Consider the following 16,675-nt stretch of genomic DNA (forward strand, 5'->3'; position numbering starts at 1 on the left):
TGGTCCGCACCGTCCGCGCTCGATGTCGGTGCAGCCCGGTCGGTTCGGGCCAGGAGTGCCCACCGGTGGAGGGCGCATGTGCTTCGATCGGGGTCGTGGCGGAGCTGAGCGCGACCGTGCTGACCGAGTCCGGGGTCGCGCAGCCGCCGACCGTGGTCGTCAACCGCGCGATGTCAGGTGGGCCACCGCCATGTCCGCGGTCCGGTCGGCCCAGGTCGTCCAGGTCAGGTCGTCCGGCCAGGAATGGCAGCTGGCGGCTCGGTGAACGCAGGCACCGATGATGGTGCGAGCGGTGAACCGCGCGGCAGCACGCGGTTCGGGCAGCGCGATGTCGTTCAGGTGCGGCTCGACGGCGTCGACGAGAGCGCTTTGGACGGTGTCGAGCGCCCGCAAGCCGCGCTCGGCCCCGTCCGCCGACTGCCCGCTGAGCAGCTCGGGGAAGGCGCGGGTGTGCCCCGAGAAGGCGCCCGCCATCGCGCTGGTGAAGGCTTCGATGGCCCCGCGCAGACCAGGACGCGCCGACCGGAGAGCTTCGGCCACAGCGGATTCCAGCTGTTCGAGGAGCTGGTCCTTCACGGCGTCGAGCAGCCGCTCCTTGCCGCTGAAGCGGCGGTAGATCGCACCCACCGACACGCCCGCGTGCTCGGCGACCGCCGCGACGGTGAAGTCGTCGATGCCACCGGTGCTGAGGACGTGCTCAGCCGAGGTCAGCAGTTTCTGCAAGGACTCTCGGCTGCGGGCTTGCTGCGGCGGCCGGAAGTGCGGGGCGGTCATCTCCACGACGCTACCGCCCGCCTCTGAACCCCTCCAGAAGCGAATGGTAATTTTCGTTCTCATCCGCGAAAGCGAGGTCGGACCGTGGTGAACATCGAGGTGCGCGACGCCTACGTCGACTTCCCGATCTTCGACGCCAGAACGCGCTCGCTGAAGGAGGAGGTCTTCGGCAAGGTCGGAGGCAGAATCGGCGCCGGAGCCAAGGTGCCGATCATCGAAGCGCTGCGCGGCATCACGCTGTCGCTGCGCGACGGCGACCGCGTGGCGCTCGTCGGGCACAACGGAGCGGGCAAGTCAACGCTGCTGCGGCTGCTGTCGGGCATCCACGAACCCACCCGCGGCACCGCCCGCATCCGCGGCAGGGTCGCCCCGGTCCTCGACCTCGGCGTCGGGATGGACCCAGAGGTATCGGGCTACGAGAACATCATCATCCGCGGCCTGTTCCTCGGCATGACCCGCGCGCAGATGCGGGAACGCGCCGACGACATCGCGGAGTTCACCGAGCTCGGCGACTACCTGCACATGCCGCTGCGCACCTACTCCGCCGGCATGCGGGTGCGCTTGGCGCTCGGGGTGGTCACCACGATCGACCCGGAGATCCTCATCCTCGACGAGGGCCTGGGCGCGGTCGACGCGGCGTTCATCGCGAGAGCCCGTCAGCGCATGGTGGACCTGGTCGAGCGCTCGGGAGTGCTGGTGTTCGCCTCGCACTCCGACGAACTCCTGCAGGAGCTGTGCACCACGGCGATCTGGATGGACGGGTGCACGATCCGCGAAACCGGGGCCGTGCGGGACGTTCTCGCTGCGCACAAGGGGCATCAGCCGATATCGACGGGCGGCGTGGGTACTGTGGAGCAGTGATGGAGATCTGGGTCAACCCGCAGTGCTCGAAGTGCCGTTCCGCTGTTGGCGAGCTCGACGCCGCCGGAGCCGGCTACACCGTGCGGCGGTACCTCGAAGATCCCCCGTCCGTCGCGGAACTCGAAGCAGTGCTGGGGCGACTCGGCCTGGAACCGTGGGAGATCGCGCGGACCGGCGAGGCCGTGGCGAAGGAGCTCGGGCTCCGCGAGCTGCCGAGGGACGCCGCGCACCGGGACGACTGGGTGCGGTTGATGAGCGAGAACCCGAAGCTGATCCAGCGGCCGATCATCACCGCGTCCGAGGGCACCACCGTCGTCGGCCGCGACCCGGAATCGGTGAACCGCGCCCTCGACGCCGAGAAGAACGCCTGAGCCCGGGATTTCCGGCTTCGAGAGCGCGTCGGGAACCGGCACCGCGACCTCCTCCGGAGACGTCGGAACGAACCTGCTGCTTCGGGTAACACATCAGGTGCATCACACCCCGCCCGCAACGCCCTCCGCAGCGAGCCGCGCCGGTGGGCCAACGGAGCACTGAGGCGGCGTTGGCCGGAGTCCGCCGGGACGTCGAGTCGTGTCCAATGTGGAGTGTCCGCGCCGAGCGTGACGAGGTTCGCCCCAGAGGGGGACTTGATCGTTCCGACCTGCGGCTATGCCTTCGCGCAACCGGACGCTGTGGTTCCACGTGGCCTGGCCGATGCCGAACCGCAACCTTGGGCGCATAGGATCGAATCCCAGGGAAGGGTTGCCCGCACGGCCGCTGAGCAGGCATGAGACTGACCATGCCAAAAGCGTTCGTGCGGGCAGAAACGGCGCCGATTCGTCGGCAACCACTAAGGACAGATACCTATGCTTCAGCAGCGGACGCGACTGTTCGGTTCCATCGCGGGCCTGTGCACCGCCGGCGCACTGCTCGCCGGCTGCGGCGGCGGGGGCGGGGGCGATTCAGCCGAGCACGCGCAGCACCAGCCCGCGCCGCAGGCGCCCGTCCAGGGACAGTCCGCTGCGGGCAAGCAGACCTCCGGGACGTTCGAGAACTTCTCGCCGGCCGCCAAGGCCATCACCTACAAGCCGGACCAGGTGCCGGTGGGTGGGCAGATCAACGTGTCCTCCTCCAACGCCGACGGCAAGAGCAAGGTGACCGTCGAGGTCAAGGGCCTGCAGCCGAACCGCTCCTACGGTGCGCACGTGCACGTCAAGTCGTGCGGCCCGACCGGCGAGGACGCCGGCTCGCACTACCAGGAGAAGGCCGACCCCGTGAAGCCATCGGTCGACCCGGCCTTCGCCAATCCGCAGAACGAGGTCTGGCTGGACTTCCACACCGACGCCCAGGGCAACGGCACGGCCACCGCCGAGGGAGCCTGGGCGCTGGCCACCCGCGATGACGCCCAGTCGGTCGTCATCCACGAGACCCACACCCACTCCGAACCTGGCAAGGCCGGCTCCGCGGGCAGCCGCCTGGCCTGCATCTCCTCGGACTTCTGAGCCGCCTGAAGCGCGTGGGAGGGCACTCGCCGACAGGCGGGTGCCCTCCTGCTCCTCCGAGTGCGGGAACCACCCGCGACGCAGGTCACGGGTGATCGAGGTTCGGCATCAGGGACAATGGGGGCGATGACCGCTCTGGACCTGCCCGCCGCGACGGGCGCCAAGACGCTGCGGATCGGACCCCACGAGGTCGATCCGCCGGTGGTGCTCGCGCCCATGGCCGGCATCACCAACGTCGCGTTCCGGCGGTTGTGCCGTGAGTACGGCGCCGGGTTGTACGTGTGCGAGATGATCACCAGCCGCGCGCTGGTCGAACGGCACCCGAAGACGCTGGAAATGATCACCTTCGACGCCGACGAGCACCCGCGCTCGATGCAGCTCTACGGCGTCGACCCGGTGACCATGGGCAAGGCCGTGCGCATGATCGTCGAGGAGGACCTCGCCGATCACGTCGACATGAACTTCGGCTGCCCGGTGCCGAAGGTGACCCGCAAGGGCGGCGGATCGGCCCTGCCGTACAAGCGGCGGCTGTTCGCCGACATCGTGCGCGCCGCCGTCGAAGCCGCCGAGCCCGCCGGGATCCCGGTCACCGTGAAGTTCCGCATCGGCATCGACGACGAGCACATCACCTACCTCGACGCCGGTCGCATCGCCGAGGACAACGGTGCCGCCGCCGTCGCGCTGCACGGCCGGACCGCCTCGCAACGCTACTCCGGCACGGCCGACTGGTCGGCGATCCGCACCCTGAAGGAACACGTCACCTCCATCCCGGTGCTCGGCAACGGCGACATCTTCAGCGCCGACGACGCGCTGCGGATGGTGGCCGGAACCGGCTGCGACGGCGTGGTCGTCGGCCGCGGCTGCCTCGGACGCCCGTGGCTGTTCCGCGACCTGCAGGCCGCGTTCACCGGACGGCCCGTCCCGGAAGGCCCGAACCTGGGCGAGGTCTCGCGCGTGCTGCGACGTCACGCCGAGCTGCTCGCCGACCACATGGGCGAGGAGAAGGGCCTTCGGGACCTCCGCAAGCACATGTCGCAATACCTGCGGGGATTCCCCGTGGGATCGGACCTGCGGCACGGCTTCGGACTCGTCTCCAGCCTCGCGCAGCTCGACGACCTGCTGGCCCAGCTCGACCCGGACGTCCCGTTCCCGGTCGACGCCGAAGGCCCGCGCGGACGGCAGGGATCGGCGGGCAAGGTCGTGCTGCCGGAGGGCTGGCTGGACGACCCCGACGACCTCACCGTGCCCGCGGGCGCGGAGGTCGACTCCAGCGGCGGCTGACCCGTGCGAGTGGTCTGGCCGCTTCTCGTCGCGCTGTGCGCGACCGGGTGTGCGACGGCCCCGCAGCAGCCGGACTTCCGCGGCTACTTCGCGGACAACAACGCCGCCGCGGCAGCGGGCCCGCAGGCGCAGCAGGACTTCTTCCGCCGCTCGCAGCACCCCGACTTCTCCGACAGCACGTGCGAACTCGGCGATCTCACGGTCCAGCTGGACCCCGCCTGGAGCACGCTGCGGCCCGATCCCGGGTTCAGCGCCGACGGCGTGGTTCCGCGCGGCGAGATCTGGGCGATCGGCGTCGAAGTCACCACCCGCGTGAACGGCAGCGCCACCGGTCATCAGATCGGGTCACAACACCTCGTAGTCCTGGACGGGCGGACCTTCGGGTTCGCACCCTGCCCCCAATGACCGAAAACCACGCAGTGCGGCCAAGATCACGTCGAAGTGGTCGCAGGGCGGTGGTATGAAACCGACACTGGTTTGCTCGTCCGTGCGGGTGGGTCCGAACCGATTCGCTTCCACATCCGCCCCTCCGCCCGGTACACACCTAGGAGCTGAGGACTCGGTGTCCGATCGTCGGCGTTGTCACCCGACTGCGCGGATCGAGACGTGGGGCGAGTCCAACCGGCATGATCGTTCCGTCAGATGACGACAGCGCGGACGGGAGGTGGTCGACGTGATCCGCAACAGGTGCGCCGGGCAAGATCCGCACTCCGGTGGCGGTGACGTGCCGCAACCGCCCACGCCTCGCAGCCGTGAGGAAGTCGCCAACGGCACGGGCATGGCGGAGCTGCACGAGTCCATAGCGCGCCTGCTGGCCTCCCGGGGCCAGTGGCGGCAGGCGTACCACCACCTGCGGTCGGCGCTGGACATGATGTCCTCGGACAAGCCCGCGGTGCCCGAACAGCTGCGCAGCGAGGTCGAACTGCTGCGCAAGGAGCACGCCAAAGCACGCGAGGAGAGCCTGCGCGACAGCCTCACGGCCAGCTACAACCGTCGCTACCTCGACGAACGGCTCGCGAACCTGGTCACCGAGAACTCCATGACCGGCGAGGGCATGGCCGTGGCGCTGATCGACCTGGACTGGTTCAAGCTGATCAACGACACCTACGGGCACCTGTTCGGGGACCGGGTGTTGCAGCGCGTCGTGGACCTCTTGCAGGAAGCGCTGCCGGACGGCGCGTTCTGCGCCCGCTACGGCGGCGAGGAGTTCGTGCTGGTGCTGCCGCACATCCTGCCCAACTCGGCGGTGCAGGTCTGCGAAGCGGCCCGGCAGCGCGTGGAGCACTTCCCGTGGGAGACCATGACGCCCGGCCTCGGCGTGACCATCAGCATCGGCGTCGTGCACGAGCAGGGCACAGGCGGGCACGTATCCGGCGAGCAGCAGCTGATCTCGGCCGACGCGCTGCTGTACGCGGCGAAGCGGGCCGGCAGGAACGCAGTCGCGTACCGGAAGGGCGCGGAAATCCGGTTGGCCGGGGCCGCAGCCGAGCGCGTCACCGAACCGGGGAGAAGAGCCGCCGGTTACTGATGGCGATCAATCAAGGACACAGGGTGCTTTCGGATTTGCGCATACGGGTCATCTGGCTTAGCACGGCTAGTCGTAACAGACCAGTGGACCGATAGCATCGTGCACTGATTGTGAAGAAACTGTCGGCGCTATCGTCAGTTCGGGCGATCAGCCGTACTATCTTTGAGGCGCAAGGCGATACATGTCGGGGAGTGTCGAGCGCGTCAAGATCCGCACAGAACGATGACTGAGGCAGGTTGGGAGGGAACACGCGTGCCGCAAGACCCCCGGCATGGCGACTTCGGGCACCGGCGTACCCGCCCCGACGAAAACGCCGATGCCACCGGTTCGGCAAGTGGTTCCGGACGTCGCCGACGCGCGTTGTCCGAGGACGGCTCGGGCGGCACCCGCGTGATCGACCTGCTGTCCAAGCACGGCAAGGGCCCGGGCACCTCCGGCCGCCGCCGCGCCGCTGAACCGCAGCCGCCGTCGGCACCGCAAGCTCCGCAAGAACCTCCGCAGACCGGCCCGCGTCGGGTCGCTCCGCAGGCACCGCCGGAACCCCCGCAGGCCTGGACCTCGCCCGAGCCGACCGGCAGGCGCCCCCGGCAGGCACCGCCGAGCCGCCCGATGCCCACGCCGCCCGCCCCGCCGAACAACCCGGCGCCCCCGGTCGGCTGGACGCCGCCGAGCACCGCCCCGCGGCCCGTGCAGCAGCCGCCGGCAGTCCCGGTGTCCCCGCCCTCCGGCCGCAACCAGCGGCCCACACCGCCACCGCCCGCCGCTCCGGGTGCCGCCGCCGCGTTCGCCGGTGGCGCCGCCGCACGTCCCGCCCGGCGCAGCCCCGAGCCGCCCGCGGACCAGGCCACCCGGATCAGCCAGGCGCTGAGCACCGACGCCCCGCAGCGCGTCTCTCCTCCGTCCGGCCGCAACCCGCGCCCGAACCCCACGCGCCCCCCTGCCGACATGGAAGCCACCACGCAGCACCCGCGCGTGCCGGCGGCCCCGCAGCAGGAGCGGCCCGCGCGGCCCGCCAGACCCACTCCGCCGCCGGTCGAGCGAGCCGAGGAGACGGCGATCGTGGCGCCCGCCGACGGCTACTCCGAACTCGACGAGTTCGACCAGTTCGACGAGTTCGATGAGTTCGATGAGTTCGATGAGTTCGACGACGGTGCTGACGCCGCCGAGGACTTCGGCGACGACGACCGCAAGAACGACATCGAGCAGATCGACCTCACGCTCGCCCGGTTCTCCGCGGTGCACGACGAGATCGCCGCCGAGGAGGCCAAGCGCCGCAAGCGCTACGCGTGGCTGCCCGGCAACAAGAAGGAACCCGAGCTCGGCAGCGACATGCCCTTCGACTTCCGCAACGACCGCGGTGGCGGGTCGCGCATGGAGTGGAAGAAGAAGCAGCGCAAGCGCCGCACGCACCTCATCGTCATGGCTGTGGCGGTCGCCGCGTCGCTGACGGTGTTCCTGTCGCTGGGCTTCGCCTGGGGCGCGACCGCGCTGTTCGGGCCGTCGGCCGTGCTGGCGCTGGACCCGAACTCCTCCGACATCAAGGACGCCGCGGGGCAGGCGGGCGACCAGAACTTCCTCATGATCGGTTCCGACACCCGCGCTGGGGCCAGTGCGTCCGACGGCGTCGGCGACGAGAACGACGAGCCGGGTGCGCGCTCGGACACCACGATGGTCGCCCACATCCCCGCCGACCGGAGCCGGGTCGAGCTGGTGTCATTCCCGCGCGACCTGCAGGTGGACAGGCCCGACTGCCAGCGCTGGGACCCCAAGACCGGCAGGTACAGCGAAGAGATCGTCCCGGGCAAGAAGGGCGCGCGCCTCAACGAGGCGTACGCCGTCGGCGGCCCGCTGTGCACCACCAAGGTCATCCAGCAGATCTCCGGCCTGCGGATGGACAGCTTCCTCGGCATCGACTTCAACGGCTTCAAGTCCATGGTCGACGCCGTGCACGGTGTCGAGATCTGCACCGAGAGGCCCGTCGTGGACTCCACGCTCGGCACGGTCATCCCCGAGGCAGGACGGCACAACCTCACCGGCGACCAGGCCTTGACCTACGTCCGCGCCCGGCACGTCGAGGGCGACCCGACCTCGGACTACGGCCGGATGCAGCGCCAGCAGATGTTCCTGTCGTCGCTGCTGCGCAAGACCATGTCCAGCCAGGTGCTGCTGGACCCGCGCAAGCTCAGCGATTTCGTCAAGGCCGTCAGCGCCAACACCTTCGGCGACAACATCGGTGCCGACCGGTTGATGGACCTGGGCCAGCAGCTGCAGGGCCTGGACCCGAACAAGGTCACCTTCATGACGGTCCCGACCACCGGCTACGCCAACGAAGAAGGCATGGAGGTCCTGCGCGACGACGACGCGAGGGCGCTGTTCCAGTCGATGATCGACGACGCGCCGGTGACCACCGACGGCACTCCGCAGAAGGCCGCCCAGTCCACGCCGACCGGCGGTTCGGGCGGTTCCGGTGGCGCGGCCGGTGTCGGCCGGGTGCTGCACCAGCAGCCCGCCCAGCCGTCCCCGCCGGGCGACTCCACCGTGGGCGCTGGAACCGGAATCTGCGGCTGACCTGCGGTTATCGTCGGAGCCGAGCTGGTCGATCACGGCGATTTCACCTTTGGTTCACCACAGGTCATTCTGTCCGATTCCGCGGGGAAGTACGCTGGGTGACATGCGCGAGGTCTACCAGGAACAACTAGGCATGCTCACCGACGTTCTCGCCTCGATGTCGGCGATGGTCGGCACTGCGATGGAGCGCGCCACCAAGTCGCTCCTGGAGACCGACCTGAGCTTGGCCGAGCAGGTCATCGACGAGGACGCGCTGGTCGACGAGGCGCGCTCCCGGGCCGAGGAGTACGCCTTCGGGTTGCTGGCCCTGCAGGCCCCGGTGGCCGGTGACCTGCGCAGCGTCATCGCCACCATCCACGCCGCCGAGGACATGGAGCGGATGGGCGATCTCGCCCTGCACGTGGCCAAGGCCGCGCGGCGCCGGCACCCGAACGCGGTGCTGCCGGACGACGTCGCCGCCTACTTCGCCGAGATGGGCCGCATCGCCGTGAAGTTGGCCCACCAGGTCAGCACCGTGATCCGCACCCAGGACGTCGAGGCCGCCCGGCTGCTGGACGAGGTCGACGACGAGATGGACGACCTGCACCGCCACCTGTTCACCGTGCTGATGAGCCCGGACTGGGAGCACGGCGTGGCCACGGCCGTCGACGTGACGCTGCTGGGCCGCTTCTACGAGCGCTTCGCCGACCACGCGGTCGCGGTCGCTCGCCGGGTCGAGTTCATCGTGACCGGGAAGATGCCGTCCCGTTGATCGGCTTCCGCAGGTCAGTGACGATCTCACTCGGGACGTATTAATAGTCGGTCTCAGCACTCGATGTTGTGATCATCGTGTGCCATCCTCCTTGGAGTGAGAAGCGACCGAACTCGTACCGATGAGGTGCTCGGTGGGTAAGAGTCCGACCGTGCACCGACGTCGACTGGGCAGTGAACTCCGACGCCTCCGCGAGATCGCCGGCCGCACGCACCGCGAGGTCGCCGCCCACCTGGACTGCTCGCAGGGCAAGATCAGCCAGATCGAGCTGGGCCGGGTACCGGTGCGCACCTCCGACGTGCGCCTGATGGCCGAGTTCTACGGCGCCGCAGGCGACCAGCTCGAAGCGCTCATCGACCTGGCCCAGGACTCCAAGCAGCGCGGCTGGTGGCAGCAGTACCCCAGCACAGCGCTGCGTCCCGGCCTGCAGACCTACCTCGGGCTGGAGACCTCGGCGAAGGCCGTCAGCTGCTTCGGCAGCGACCCGCTGCCCGAGCTGCTGCAGACCACCGACTACACGCGCGCGCTGCTGACCTCTGACTCCCAGGTGCTCACCGACGACGAGATCGCCGAACGCCTCAAGGTGGTCTCCACCCGCCAGCAGCGGCTGCTGGGCGAACAGCCCCTGGAACTGTGGGCGGTCCTCGACGAGTCGGCCCTGCGGCGCCGCGTGGGCGGTCCCGCGGTGATGCGGCAGCAGCTGGAGCACCTGGTCCTGCTGGGATACCGCCGCAACGTCACCATCCAGGTCCTGCCGTTCCGCAACGGCGGCCACCCGCTGATGGGCGACCGCGCAGCGGTGTTCTCCTTCGCCGACGAGGCCGACCCCCAGGTCGTGCACCTCGGTGACTCCGCCAACTCCCGCTTCCTCGACAAGGCCGCCGACGCAGCCGACTACCTCAAAGCCTTCGAGCAGGTCTGCACCAGCGCACTCACCCCCAAGGACTCCAGCGCCTTCATCTCATCGGTGGCCGACGAACTGCCGGTGTGAGGAAGAGCAGAAAGGGCGGGGCCTCCCAAAAAGAGGGAGGCCCCGCCCTTTTCGCACAACCAACGAGCGTCAGGCAAGCGCCGAAGGTGCTTTCGCCACTACCCCGAGCACGCAGCCGGCACCGCCGCGGGTTCTGAGCGGCTCTCTGGGGAGGACAGCCGTAGCGCCGTGTACTGGTCATACATCAGTCTCGGATCCCGAAGCCAGAGAGCCGCTCAGGTTCCGCTTCTGGCACCGCCCGGCAAAGAGACCACTGAGCAGTGTCAGTGAAGGCGAGTCGGACACTCCCGCCAACACCTACCAAGCAGCGCGACCACCGAGCGGCAGACCAACCAAAAGATCAGCCGAAGCGGCCGGAGATGTAGTCCTCCGTGGCCTTCTGGGTGGGGTTGGAGAAGATCTTGCCGGTTTCGTCGATCTCCACGAGCTGACCGGGCTCACCGACCGCGCGCAGGTTGAAGAACGCGGTCTGGTCGCTGACGCGAGCGGCCTGCTGCATGTTGTGGGTGACGATGACGATCGTGTAGTCCTGCTTGAGGTGCGAGATCAGGTCTTCGATCGCCAGGGTCGAGATCGGGTCCAGCGCCGAGCAGGGCTCGTCCATCAGCAGCACGTCGGGACGCACGGCGATGGCGCGGGCGATGCACAGCCGCTGCTGCTGACCACCGGAGAGGCCGCCGCCCGGCTTGTTCAGCCGGTCCTTGACCTCTTCCCACAGGTTCGCGCCGCGCAGCGCCTGCTCGGCGACCTCGTCGAGGTGCGACTTGTTCTTCTCACCCGCGAGCTTCAGCCCGGCCACCACGTTGTCCCGGATGGACATGGTGGGGAACGGGTTGGCCCGCTGGAAGACCATGCCGATGGTCTTGCGGACCTGCACCGGGTCGACGTTGTCGGCGTAGATGTCCTCACCGTCGAGCATCACCTTGCCCTCGACGCGGGCACCTGGGATGACCTCGTGCATCCGGTTGAGCGACCGCAGCACGGTGGACTTGCCGCAACCGGAGGGACCGATGAACGCGGTGACGCTGCGGGCAGGCACCTGCAGGGTCACGTCCTGCACCGCGTGGAACTTGCCGTAGTGCAGGTTCAGGTCTTTGATGTCGAGACGCTTGGCCATGTCGAATGTCCCTACTTGGTCTTGATCGCGAAGATCTTGGACAGACCGGTCGCGGCAAGGTTGATCAGCATGATGACGATCACGAGAGTCAGCGCCGCTCCCCACATCCGGTACTCGCCGGCGATGGTTCCGGTGCTGCGCTCCATGAAGATGGTCAGCGGCAGCGACGCCATCTCCCCGCGGAAGAGGTCGAAGTTGATCGACGAGGAGTAGCCGACCAGGATCAGCAGCGGGGCGGTCTCGCCGAGCACGCGCGCCAGGCCGAGCATGACACCGGTGACGATGCCCGACAGCGCGGTCGGAAGCACGATCCGCACGATGGTCTTCCACTTCGGCAGGCCGAGCGCGTAGGCCGCCTCGCGCAGCTCGTTCGGCACGATCAGCAGCATCGTCTCGGTGACCCGGACGACGACCGGCAACATCAGCAGCAGCAGCGACAGCGCCACCGCGAACCCGCTGCGGGTCATGCCGAAGGTGGTGATCCACAGCGCGTAGATGAACAGACCGGCCACGATCGAGGGCAGACCGCTGAGGATGTCCACCATGAAGGTGGCGGCCTTGGCCAGCTTCGACTGCTGGCCGTACTCGACCAGGTAGACCGCGACCATCACGCCCAGCGGCACCGCGAAGACCAGGCAGACCAGGCCTTCGAAGACCGTGCCGACCAGGGCGTGGTAAATGCCGCCACCGAAGTCGGTGGGCAGCAGGCCCTTGAAGGAGTGCGACCACCAGTCGGCGCTGAGGACGGGCTTGAGACCGCGTTCCAGCAGCGTCCACAGCACCCACAGCAGCGGGACGACCGCGATCGCGAAGGCCGCCGCGAACAGGACGGTGGCCAGGTTGTCCTTGAACTTCCGGCCTAAGCCGATGCTCTGGAAGGCCGGCGCGGTTGCGAGCTGCTCCACGTCGGCAGCGTCGGTCCTCATGACTTCCCCTTAGCGCCGGCCGCACTCTCGATCCAGCGCGCGATCGCGTTGACTGCGAAGGTGATGACGAACAGCACCAGACCGGCCGAGATGTAGGCCCCGACCTGCAGGTTGTTGTTGAACTCCGCGGACCCGAGGGCGATCTTGGAGGCGAAGGTCGCCCCGCTGTCGAAGATGCTGTACCCGGGGGGCGCGGTGGTCGCGCTCAGGATGATGGTCAGCGCCATCGTCTCGCCCAGCGCGCGACCGAGGCCGAGCATCGAGCCGCCGACGAAGCCGTTGCGGCCGAAGGGCCACACCGTGGTCTTGATGACCTCCCAGCGGGTGGCGCCGAGCGCCAGCGCGCCTTCGACCTGGGCGTCCGGGGTGCGGGCGAAGACCTCGCGGGTCACACCGGTGATCGTCGGGATGATCATCACCGCGAGCACGATCCCGGCGGTGAACACGTTCGCCCCGGAGTCGACCTGGGCGATGTTGCCCTGGCCGAAGATCGGGATCCAGCCCAGCGTCTCGTTCAGCCACGTCGACACCGGCTTGAGGAACGGCCCCAGCACCAGGAAGCCCCAGAGGCCGTAGACGACCGAGGGCACCGCGGCCAGCAGGTCGACGATGTAGGCGAACGGGCGGGCCAGGCTCTTCGGCGCGTAGCGGGTGAGGAACAGGGCGATCCCGCCGGACAGCGGCATCGCGATCACCAGCGCGACCACGGAGCTGGCGACGGTGATCCACGCGATGTCGAAGATCCCGAAGCTCATGTTCGCCGGATCCCCGGTGTCCCACTCCCGGCTGAACAGGAAGTTCACGTGGTTCACCTGCAGCGCCGGAACCGCCCGGATGAGCAGGAAGATTGCGATCGCGGCGATCACCGCCACCACGAATGCGCCGGACGCGGTGGCGAGCGAGGAGAACACCTTGTCGCCGACGCGGGAGGACTTGCCCGCTGTCTTCTCTGGAGCGGAAATGGGAGCCTCCGGTCCGGAACTGGGCGCCGAAGCGCCCCGCTGGGCACCGGTGGTGCCCGCGGGGCGCGTGGCGGCTCTCGTCGAGTCGGTCACTGCTGTTTGCAGCCTCTCATCTAATCCGTTGGACCAGGGGCCCGCCCGAGGTGCGGGCGGGCCCGGTCACTCTCACGAGATGGCGTTAACGGCCTGGAGGACCTTGCCCTTGAAAGCCTCGGGCAGCGGGACATAACCCGCCTTCTCCAGCTCCTGCGGGTTGGCGTTGGCCGCCACGGTCAGGAACGCCTTGACCGCCTTGGCGGTCTCCGGGTCGTAGCCCTTCGAGCAAACGATCTCGTAGGTGTTCAGCACGATCGGGTAGACGCCCGCGGACTTGTTGCCGTAGATCGACTCGAGGTCGACCTTGAGGTCGTTGCCCTCGCCCTCGATCTTGGCGCTCTCGATGGCCTTGCCGACGTTGGCGGTGTTGAGCTCGACCGGGCCGGCGCCGCTGTCGATCTTGGCGATGCCCAGGCCCAGGTTCTTCGGGAAGGACCACTCGACGTAGGTGATGCTGCCCTCGGTGGCCTTGACCGACTGCGCCACCTGGTCAGAGCCGTCGCGGCCCTGGCCGACGCCCTGGCCGCCCTGGAGGGTCTTGCCCTCACCGGTGAACGCGCCACCGGTGGCGGTCTTCAGGTACTTCTGGAAGTTCTCGGTGGTGCCCGACTCGTCCGAGCGGAAGAACGGAACGATGTCGATCGCCGGCAGCTGCGCGTTGGGGTTCAGCGCCTTGATCGCCGGGTCGTCCCACTTCTTGATCTCGCCCTTGTAGATCTTGCTGATCACGTCGGGGTTGAGGGTCAGGTCGCTCACGCCCGGGATGTTGTAGGACATCGCGATGGGGCCGAACACCATCGGGACGTTCCAGGCCGGGTTGCCCTGGCAGCGCTCGGCGGCCTTGGCGACCTCGCCCTTCTCCTCCTTGAGGGCGGAGTCGGAGCCACCGAAGTCGACCTGACCGGCGGTGAAGGCGGCGACGCCCTTGCCGGATCCGGACTTGGTGTAGTTCACCGTCTGGTTGGCGCACTTGAGGCCGTAGTCGCGCGCGAAGACGTCGACCGCGTTCTTCTGCGCCGACGAGCCCTCGCCGGAGATCGGCTTGGTGCCGCACTGGACCTGCACGCTGTCGAGAGCCGGGTTGCCACCACCCTGCGGGACGTTCTGGTCCGTTCCGCAGCCGGCGAGCACGAGCGCGCCCGCGGCGACGACGGCCATCGCAGCGCTGTGCCGCTTGATTCTCACTTCGTTCCTCCACCCAAGGGACAAACTGCCGGGCGCGGCGGAGCCACGCAGGCTCGTGCTTCATGCCGCTTGGGTCTGACGCTAAGCAGCGCGGATGGACTGCCCTCACCATCCAAGTGAACGCGAAGTGAACAAGGCACGCTTAGTAAGCGGGGACACACCCCAACGGGCGAGAGGGACGCGGATCTTCCGCTCACACGTGACTCACAGCATTCTCGGCTCAGCGTCCGAATTGCACGTCGCTGTCCAACTTCGCGAAGCCCAACCGCTGGTAGACCTTCACCGCCGGAACGTTGTCGGCTTCGACGTAGAGCATCACGCGACTACGCCCGGTATCCCGGAGGTGTCGCAAACCGACCACGGTCAGTGACCTTCCCAGACCACCGCCCTGCGCGTGCGGGTCGACCCCGACGACGTAGACCTCACCGGTCCCGTCGGGGTGCACCTTCGTCCAGTGGAACCCCAGCAGCTCACCGGACTCGTCGACCGCCAGGAAGAAGCCCTCCGGGTCGAACCAGTCCTCCCGCTCCTTGGCGCGCACGTCCTGCTCGGTCATGTCTCCCTGCTCCGGGTGCCAGACGAACGCGCGGTGGTTGACCCGGACCACGTCGGCCTCGTCATGGCCCGGCCGGAAGGTGCGGATGGTCACGCCCTGCGGTGGCTGCGCCTCGGGCAGCTCCGGCTCGGCCAGCTCGCGGCCCATCCGCCACAGCTCGCGCGGCCGGTGGAAGCCGTAGCGCTCGGACAGCCGCAGCGCGCCCGGGTGCTCGCCGTGCGACCAGATCCGCAGCCGCCCGGTGTCGGCGTCGGGCTCGGCACCCAGATCGGCGCGCTCCAGCAGCGCCTCGACGAGCCGGGTGCCCGCACCCAGCCTCCGGTGCTCGGGGTGGACGGCGAGCTCGGCGACCAGCTGGCCCGAACCGGCCTCGTGCTCGGTGTCCAGGTGCGCGTACCCGGTCAGCGCGCCGCCGGAATTGCGAACGATGAAGTGCTCGGACCGCACGTCGGCCTGCACCGGCTCGATCTGGTGCACGACGTCGCTGTGGGCCTTGAGCCGCAGGATCACGTGCTCGCCGACCGGAGCGACACCGTCGGCCTTCTCCGTCTCGTCGAGCAGGCCCATCACCTCGGCCGTCTCGCTGTCGTCCAGTCCATTGCGCCAAGTCAGTTGCACACCCGCAACCCTACCCACGCGCACGCGACGAAGCCCCCGATCCCGAAGATCGAGGGCTTCGTCGTTGATCTCGCGGTTACGCGTTGATGCCGCGGAAGTCCGCCGCTTCCACGGTTTCCGCCGCAGCGGACTCGATCTCGGCGGCCTCCGCGACCTCGGCGGCCAGCGGGGAGGACGAACCGCTGCGGTTCGGGCGGACGAACTTGTAGCCCACGTTGCGCACGGTGCCGATCATCGAGTCGTGCTCCGGGCCGAGCTTGGCGCGCAGCCGCCGGACGTGCACGTCGACGGTGCGGGTGCCGCCGAAGAAGTCGTAGCCCCAGACCTCCTGCAGCAGCTGGGCGCGGGTGAACACCCGGCCGGCGTGCCCGGCCAGGTACTTCAGCAGCTCGAACTCCTTGTAGGTCAGTTCGAGCGCCCGGCCGCGCAGCCGGGCGGTGTAGGTGGCCTCCTCGATGACCAGGTCGCCGACGCTCAGCGAACCGTCTCCGCTGGAGGAGGTTTCGCTGCGGCGGGAGACCAGCAGGCGCAGCCGAGCGTCGATCTCGGCCGGCCCAGTGGTGGGCAGCAGGAGGTCGTCGACCCCCCACTCGGCGTTGACGGTCACCAGACCACCCTCGTTGACCAGGGCGATCACCGGGGCGTCACCTGCGGCGAGCAGGCGGCACAGGTCGCGGGCACCGGCGAGGTCGGTGCGGGCGTCGACGATGACCACGTCGTGCGCGCCACCCGAGAGGATGGCCCCGGGGTCCGGGGGCAGGACTCGCACCCGGTGCGGCAGCAGTGCCAGCGACGGAAGGACCGCGTCGCAATCGGATTCACTGGTCAGCAGGAGCAGCTCGGAGCTCATCTGGGGCCTCCATCTCCAGGCGAGAACGACCGACGGCCGTGAAGTGGCCATCACCCGCAGTCATCGGATGACTTGGCGTCGTTGCCTGTGGATGGCAAGGAGAATAACCGACATGCGGCGGAAAAACCCA

Annotated in this window: 16 protein-coding genes; 9 read left to right on the top strand and 7 right to left on the bottom strand. The window is 68.8% G+C overall.

Annotated features, from left to right (window positions below):
* Positions 1-159 precede the first annotated feature (159 nt).
* Complete coding sequence (locus E1161_RS09370) at positions 160-774, bottom strand: TetR/AcrR family transcriptional regulator (RefSeq protein ID WP_235874900.1); 615 nt, start codon at positions 772-774, stop codon at positions 160-162.
* Positions 775-858: 84 nt separating this feature from the next.
* Here E1161_RS09370 and wzt point away from each other — a divergent pair, with 84 nt between their 5' ends.
* The 9 genes from wzt (at position 859) to E1161_RS09415 (ending at position 10,235) form a co-directional block, all read left to right on the top strand.
* Positions 859-1,635, top strand: a complete 777-nt coding sequence (gene wzt, locus E1161_RS09375) for a galactan export ABC transporter ATP-binding subunit Wzt/RfbE (RefSeq protein ID WP_132621689.1) — start codon at positions 859-861, stop codon at positions 1,633-1,635.
* Complete coding sequence (locus E1161_RS09380) at positions 1,635-2,006, top strand: ArsC/Spx/MgsR family protein (protein WP_132621691.1); 372 nt, start codon at positions 1,635-1,637, stop codon at positions 2,004-2,006. Before wzt ends, E1161_RS09380 begins: the two co-directional genes overlap by 1 nt.
* A gap of 474 nt (positions 2,007-2,480) precedes the next feature.
* On the top strand, positions 2,481-3,116 hold the full coding sequence (locus E1161_RS09385; protein ID WP_132621693.1) for a superoxide dismutase family protein: 636 nt from the start codon (positions 2,481-2,483) through the stop codon (positions 3,114-3,116).
* A 126-nt stretch (positions 3,117-3,242) separates the two neighbouring features.
* A complete protein-coding gene (gene dusB / locus E1161_RS09390; RefSeq protein ID WP_132621695.1) occupies positions 3,243-4,397 on the top strand; it encodes a tRNA dihydrouridine synthase DusB in 1,155 nt (384 codons plus the stop codon).
* 3 nt (positions 4,398-4,400) lie between these two features.
* Positions 4,401-4,802 carry a hypothetical protein gene (locus tag E1161_RS09395; RefSeq protein WP_132621697.1) on the top strand — a complete coding sequence of 134 codons (402 nt, stop codon included), beginning with the start codon at positions 4,401-4,403 and terminating at the stop codon, positions 4,800-4,802.
* Positions 4,803-5,070: 268 nt separating this feature from the next.
* The gene (locus E1161_RS09400) at positions 5,071-5,925 is read left to right on the top strand and encodes a GGDEF domain-containing protein (RefSeq protein ID WP_328591236.1); all 855 of its coding nucleotides are present in this window, start codon (positions 5,071-5,073) and stop codon (positions 5,923-5,925) included.
* 252 nt (positions 5,926-6,177) lie between these two features.
* Positions 6,178-8,493 carry an LCP family protein gene (locus E1161_RS28320; RefSeq protein ID WP_268951376.1) on the top strand — a complete coding sequence of 772 codons (2,316 nt, stop codon included), beginning with the start codon at positions 6,178-6,180 and terminating at the stop codon, positions 8,491-8,493.
* Between the two features lie 103 nt (positions 8,494-8,596).
* Positions 8,597-9,244 carry a phosphate signaling complex protein PhoU gene (gene phoU / locus E1161_RS09410; protein ID WP_132621699.1) on the top strand — a complete coding sequence of 216 codons (648 nt, stop codon included), beginning with the start codon at positions 8,597-8,599 and terminating at the stop codon, positions 9,242-9,244.
* 133 nt (positions 9,245-9,377) lie between these two features.
* Positions 9,378-10,235 (top strand): helix-turn-helix domain-containing protein, encoded by an 858-nt coding sequence (locus tag E1161_RS09415; protein ID WP_235874901.1) that lies wholly within the window; start codon positions 9,378-9,380, stop codon positions 10,233-10,235.
* Between the two features lie 340 nt (positions 10,236-10,575).
* Here the strand turns inward: E1161_RS09415 and pstB are convergent, their stop codons facing one another.
* The 6 genes from pstB to E1161_RS09445 form a co-directional block, all read right to left on the bottom strand.
* On the bottom strand, positions 10,576-11,352 hold the full coding sequence (gene pstB / locus E1161_RS09420; protein ID WP_132621701.1) for a phosphate ABC transporter ATP-binding protein PstB: 777 nt from the start codon (positions 11,350-11,352) through the stop codon (positions 10,576-10,578).
* 11 nt (positions 11,353-11,363) lie between these two features.
* A complete protein-coding gene (pstA, locus tag E1161_RS09425; protein WP_132621703.1) occupies positions 11,364-12,278 on the bottom strand; it encodes a phosphate ABC transporter permease PstA in 915 nt (304 codons plus the stop codon).
* On the bottom strand, positions 12,275-13,240 hold the full coding sequence (pstC, locus tag E1161_RS09430) for a phosphate ABC transporter permease subunit PstC (RefSeq protein WP_235874918.1): 966 nt from the start codon (positions 13,238-13,240) through the stop codon (positions 12,275-12,277). Before pstC ends, pstA begins: the two co-directional genes overlap by 4 nt.
* 165 nt (positions 13,241-13,405) lie before the next feature.
* Complete coding sequence (gene pstS / locus E1161_RS09435; protein ID WP_132621707.1) at positions 13,406-14,521, bottom strand: phosphate ABC transporter substrate-binding protein PstS; 1,116 nt, start codon at positions 14,519-14,521, stop codon at positions 13,406-13,408.
* 220 nt (positions 14,522-14,741) lie between these two features.
* Positions 14,742-15,695: a mycothiol synthase gene (gene mshD, locus E1161_RS09440; protein ID WP_408011969.1), complete on the bottom strand. Its 954-nt coding sequence runs from the start codon at positions 15,693-15,695 to the stop codon at positions 14,742-14,744.
* 76 nt (positions 15,696-15,771) lie between these two features.
* Entirely contained in the window at positions 15,772-16,545 is a 774-nt protein-coding gene (locus E1161_RS09445) for a winged helix-turn-helix transcriptional regulator (RefSeq protein WP_132621709.1), read from the bottom strand.
* Between the last annotated feature and the right edge of the window lie 130 nt (positions 16,546-16,675).

This window comes from Saccharopolyspora aridisoli (assembly GCF_004348445.1).
Taxonomy (GTDB): Bacteria; Actinomycetota; Actinomycetes; order Mycobacteriales; family Pseudonocardiaceae; genus Saccharopolyspora; species Saccharopolyspora aridisoli.

What these genes read in the sequence shown, in the direction of transcription:
- E1161_RS09370 (WP_235874900.1), bottom strand. Translation starts at nt 774, where the DNA reads ATGACCGCCCCGCACTTCCGGCCGCCGCAGCAAGCCCGCAGCCGAGAG.
- E1161_RS09380 (WP_132621691.1), top strand. Translation starts at nt 1,635, where the DNA reads ATGGAGATCTGGGTCAACCCGCAGTGCTCGAAGTGCCGTTCCGCTGTT.
- E1161_RS09385 (WP_132621693.1), top strand. Translation starts at nt 2,481, where the DNA reads ATGCTTCAGCAGCGGACGCGACTGTTCGGTTCCATCGCGGGCCTGTGC.
- dusB (WP_132621695.1), top strand. Translation starts at nt 3,243, where the DNA reads ATGACCGCTCTGGACCTGCCCGCCGCGACGGGCGCCAAGACGCTGCGG.
- phoU (WP_132621699.1), top strand. Translation starts at nt 8,597, where the DNA reads ATGCGCGAGGTCTACCAGGAACAACTAGGCATGCTCACCGACGTTCTC.
- pstB (WP_132621701.1), bottom strand. Translation starts at nt 11,352, where the DNA reads ATGGCCAAGCGTCTCGACATCAAAGACCTGAACCTGCACTACGGCAAG.
- pstA (WP_132621703.1), bottom strand. Translation starts at nt 12,278, where the DNA reads ATGAGGACCGACGCTGCCGACGTGGAGCAGCTCGCAACCGCGCCGGCC.
- E1161_RS09445 (WP_132621709.1), bottom strand. Translation starts at nt 16,545, where the DNA reads ATGAGCTCCGAGCTGCTCCTGCTGACCAGTGAATCCGATTGCGACGCG.